This is a genomic window from Pseudomonas putida (assembly GCF_030159595.1).
Taxonomy (GTDB): domain Bacteria; phylum Pseudomonadota; class Gammaproteobacteria; order Pseudomonadales; family Pseudomonadaceae; genus Aquipseudomonas; species Aquipseudomonas putida_AC.
The window spans coordinates 1-5,171 of the sequence record NZ_BSKJ01000022.1; the positions used below are offsets into that span (position 1 = coordinate 1).

Genomic DNA, 5,171 nt, shown 5'->3' on the forward strand with positions numbered 1-5,171 from the left:
GTGCAGGCGTTGGCGCAGGCCTACACCGAGGAGCTGGAGGCCGTGGTGGCGCACTGCGTGCAGCGCGAGCACCAGGGTGCGACGCCGTCGGACTTCCCGCTGGCCGGGCTGAACCAGGCACAGCTGGACAGCTTGCCGATCGCCTTGAGCGAGGTCGAGGACATCTTCCCGCTGTCGCCCATGCAGCAGGGCATGCTCCTGCATACCTTGATGGATCCGCACTCCGGCATCTACTTCATGCAGGCGCGCAAGACCATCCGCAGCACCATCGACTTCGAACGGTTCACCGATGCCTGGCAGTCCGTCGCCCGCCGGCATGATGCCTTGCGTGCATCGTTCAGCCTCGATCGCGAAGGGCGCATGCTACAGATCATCCACCGCGAGCCGAAGCTGAGTGTCGACTACCTTGACTGGCGCGCACAGCCCCTGGATGAGCAGGAGCGGGCGCTGGAGCAGCTACTGCTGGAGGAGCGCAACCAGGGCTTTGACCTGTTGCAGCAGCCACCCGCCTGGGTGCGCTTGATTCAGCGCGGCGAAGATCATTACTGGTTCATTCTCAGCAACCACCACATCCTGCTGGATGCCTGGTGTCACTCGCAGCTGTTCGAAGACTTCTTCGCCTATTACAACGGTCAGACCCTGCCGAGCGCCGAGCGCTTTGGTGACTTCATTGGCTGGTTGCAGCAGCAGGACGAAAACGTTTCTCGTGCAGCGTGGCAGGCCGAGCTCGAGGACTTCAGTGAAGTCACACCGTTGCCTTTCGACCGCAAGAAAGGCGAAGGCGTGGTATCTGGCATTGGCGACAGCTACCTGTACCTGAAGCCTGACGAAAGCCGCTTGTTGCACGAGCTTGCACAACGTAACCAGATCACCGTCAACACGTTCACTCAGGCAGCATGGTCACTGGTACTGCATCGCTACAGTGGCTTGAACGATGTGCTGTTCGGCGTCACGGTCGCCGGCCGCCCGGTCAGCCGTCCGGAAATGCAGCGTACTGTCGGCTTGTTCATCAACAGTATTCCGCTTCGGGTGGCGATCCCGCAGGCAGGCGACAGCCTTACCGTGAAACGTTGGCTGCAACGCTTGTTCGAGAAGAACTTTACCCTGCGCGAGCATGAGCACTTGCCGTTGGTGCAAGTCCAGGCGTGCAGCGGTGTGGAGCGTGGTCATGCGATTTTCGACAGCTTGCTGGTTTACGAGAACGCGCCGATGGAAAGCAAGGTGCTGGACAATGCCCAGCAGCTCAACGTCCAGGGCTCCACGTCGCGCACGCACACCAACTATCCGCTGACTGTGGTGATTTACCCGGGCGATGAGCTGGGCCTGCACCTGTCGTACGATCAGGCATTCTTCGATGAGCCGACCATCAATGGCTTGCTGGAAGAGTTCCGGCGACTGCTGTTGGCGCTGGCCGAGGGCTTCCACGGCACATTCGCCGAGCTGGCGATGACCTCCGCCGGCGAGCTGGCGGCGTTGCAGGTACAGCCGCAGCCAGCGGCCGACTACCCCCTGGATGCCGGCTATGTGAACCTGTTCGAAGCCCAGGTGGCCGCCACGCCGGAGCGCATTGCCGCAAGCGTTGGCCTGCGTGCATGGTCTTATCGCGAGCTCGACCAGCAATCCAGCCGTGTCGCGCACAACCTGCTGGCGCACGGAGTGGTTCCAGACCAGCCTGTGGCATTGCTGGGTGAGCGCAATCTTGAACTGCTGGCGATGACCATTGGTACGTTCAAGGCCGGTTGTGCATTCTTGTCACTGGACCCGCAACTGCCAGACCAGCGGCTGAGTGATGTGCTCGCACTGGCTCGCGCACCGGTGCTGCTGGCCGACCCGCAATTCAGCGAACGGGCGCGAGCACTGGTTGCCGGAATGGACGCCTCGACGCGGCCCCGGGTTCTGGCCTGGGAAAGCCTGCAGGCCGACGTCGACAGTGGAGACTTCCCGGGGCGCTACACGGAAGGTCAGGCACTGTCGTACCTGATCTATACCTCGGGCTCTACGGGCACGCCCAAAGGTGTTCAGGTTGAACAGCGTGGCATGCTCAACAACCAGTTGAGCAAGGTTCCCTACCTGAGCCTGACCGAGCAGGACGTGATCGCGCAGACAGCGTCGCAAAGCTTTGACATTTCGGTTTGGCAGTTGCTGGCGGCTCCCTTGTTCGGCGCCCGCGTCGCGTTCGTACCCAACGATATAGCCCGCGATCCTCAGGCGCTGTTGCAGCATGTCCGTGACCATGGCATCACCGTGCTGGAGAGCGTGCCCTCGCTGCTGCAAGTGATGCTCGACGAACTCGAACTGCTTGGCGCGCCAGGGCAGGAGCTTGGGCGCTTGCGCTGGCTGCTGACCACCGGCGAGGCGCTGGCACCGGACCTGGCCCGGCGTTGGCTGGAGCGATATCCGCATGTGGGCCTGATCAATGCCTACGGTCCGGCGGAATGCTCCGATGACGTTGCCCTGTTCAATGTCGGACTTGAGTCGACGCGGGGAATCCGCCTGCCCATCGGCACGGCAACTGACAACAATCGCCTGTACCTGCTCAATGGCAATCTGCAACCGTTGCCTGCAGGGGCCATCGGCGAGCTGTTCGTGGCCGGTGTCGGCGTAGGGCGTGGTTATCTTGGCGATGCGGCGCGCACGGCGGCAACCTTCCTTCCGGACCCGTTCGATGGCAGTGAACATGGCGGTGCGCGGCTTTACCGTACAGGTGACCTGGCACGCCACGGTGTTGGCGGCATGCTCGAATATGTAGGCCGTACCGACCATCAGGTAAAGATCCGCGGGTTCCGGATCGAGTTGGGCGAGATCGAGATTGCCTTGCAGTCCCATGAGTGGGTGCGCGAAGCGCTAGTGATCGACGTGCCTGGCCCGGGTGGCAAGCAGCTGGCAGCGTATCTGGTGGTTGCATCCGGACAAGGGCCGCTCGCCGACGCAGACAACGCCATGCGCGCTCATTTGCGTGAGCACCTCAAGGCCAGCCTGCCGGAGTACATGGTGCCGACCCACTTCCTGTTCCTTGATCGGTTGCCGCTCAACGCCAACGGCAAACTGGACCGCCGCGCATTGCCACAACCCGACGCCAGCCAGCAGTCGCAGGTGTATGTGGCCCCGTGCAGTGAGCTGGAACAGCAGGTGGCGGCGATCTGGGCGCAGGTGCTGAACGTTGAGCAAGTGGGGTTGACTGACAGCTTCTTCGAACTGGGAGGCCACTCGTTGTTGGCAACCCAGGTGGTATCCCGTATCCGCCAGGCCCTGGACATCGAACTGCCGCTGCGGGCGCTTTTCGAAGCCCCGGTACTGGCCGAATTCACCGCAGGCCTGGCCGGGGCTGCTCGCAGCTCGGCTCCGGTGCTGGGTGTGATCGACCGTCAGCAGCCATTAGCGCTTTCCTACGCCCAGCAACGCCAGTGGTTCCTGTGGCAGCTGGAGCCTGAGGGCGCGGCCTACAACATGGCCACCGCGTTGCGCCTGAAGGGCGCGCTGGACCTGGCCGCGTTGCGGGCCAGTTTCGAGGCGCTGATCGCGCGTCACGAAACCCTGCGCACGACATTCGCCCATGCCGATGGCCAGGCGGTGCAAGTGATTCATGCCAGCCTGCCGCTGGCCATGAGTGTGCAGCCACTGGCTACCGACGGCGAAGATCTGGACCTGTTGATCCGCCAGCAGGTAGAGGTCGAGACCGGTTTGCCGTTCGACCTGGAAAACGGGCCGCTGCTGCGGGTCAAGCTGTTGCAACTGGCGGGTGATGACCATGTGCTGGTACTGACCCTGCACCACATCGTGTCCGATGGCTGGTCGATGCCGCTGATGGTGGAGGAGCTGGTGCGCGTCTATGAAGGCCAGTGCCAAGGCGTAGCGGTGCAATTGCCGGTGCTGCCAATCCAGTACGCGGACTATGCCATCTGGCAGCGGCAATGGATGGAGGCGGGTGAGCAGGCGCGTCAACTGGCGTACTGGACGGCGCAACTGGGAGGCGACCAGCCGGTGCTGGAACTGCCGACCGACCGCCCGCGGCCGGCGGTGCAGAGCCATGCCGGTGCGAGCGTGGCGATTGCACTGGACGCCGAGCTTGTCGAAGGGCTGAAAGGCCTGGCGAAGGCGCGGGGTGTGACGTTGTTCATGCTGCTGCTGGCGAGCTTCCAGACGCTGCTGCACCGTTATTCGGGGCAGGGCGATATTCGCGTGGGGGTGCCGATAGCCAACCGTAACCGCGTGGAGACCGAGCGCCTGATTGGCTTCTTCGTCAACACGCAGGTGCTCAAGGCCGAGGTGGATGGGCGCATGCGCTTTGTCGACCTGCTGGGGCAGGTGCAACAGACGGCACTGGCAGCCCAGGCGCATCAGGACCTGCCGTTCGAGCAACTGGTCGAGGCGCTGCACCCTGAGCGCAGCCTCAGCCACAGCCCGCTGTTCCAGGTGCTGTACAGCCACCAGAATCAGGCCCGTGATGCGCGTCACCACCTCCCAGGCCTGAGTGTCGAAGGTCTGGCGTGGGACAAGCACACGGCGCAGTTCGACCTGACCCTGGAAACCGTCGAACTGGGTGAGTGCCTGGGTGCCACGTTCAACTACGCGACGGCGTTGTTCGATGCCTCGACTGTCCAGCGCATGGCGGGTCATTGGCGCGAGCTGCTACAGGGCATTGTCAGCCAACCGGAGCAAGCGCTCGGTGATCTGGCCGTGCTGGACGCCGCGGCCCGACAGCACATCGTCGAGGCCTGGAACCCGGCGCCGGCACAGTTCCCTGCCGAGCGCTGCCTGCACGAGCTGATCGCCGAGCAGGCGGCGCTCCGGCCCAACGCCACCGCGTTGGTGTGTGACGTGCAAGGCATGACCTACCGCCAGCTTAACGAGCGCGCCAACCGCCTGGCGCACAAGCTGCGCGAGCTGGGCGTGGGGCCTGACGTGCTGGTGGGGCTGGCAGTGGAGCGTAGCCTGGAGATGGTGGTGGGCCTGCTGGGCATCCTCAAGGCAGGTGGCGCCTATGTGCCGCTGGACCCGGAATACCCGCAGGACCGCCTGGCCTACATGATGCAGGACAGCGGCATCGAGCTGCTGCTGACCCAGGCGCACTTGCAGGCGCAACTGCCGCTGGGTGAGGGCGTGCAGTGCCTGTTGCTGGAGGCGGACGAAGCGTGGCTGCAGGGTTACAGCGAGCAAGACCCGCCCACCCT

Annotated in this window: 1 protein-coding gene; it reads left to right on the forward strand. The window is 63.8% G+C overall.

What is annotated here, in order from left to right:
* The coding region (locus QQL85_RS26335; protein WP_284368783.1) for a non-ribosomal peptide synthetase at positions 1-5,171 on the forward strand (5,171 nt) is incomplete at both ends.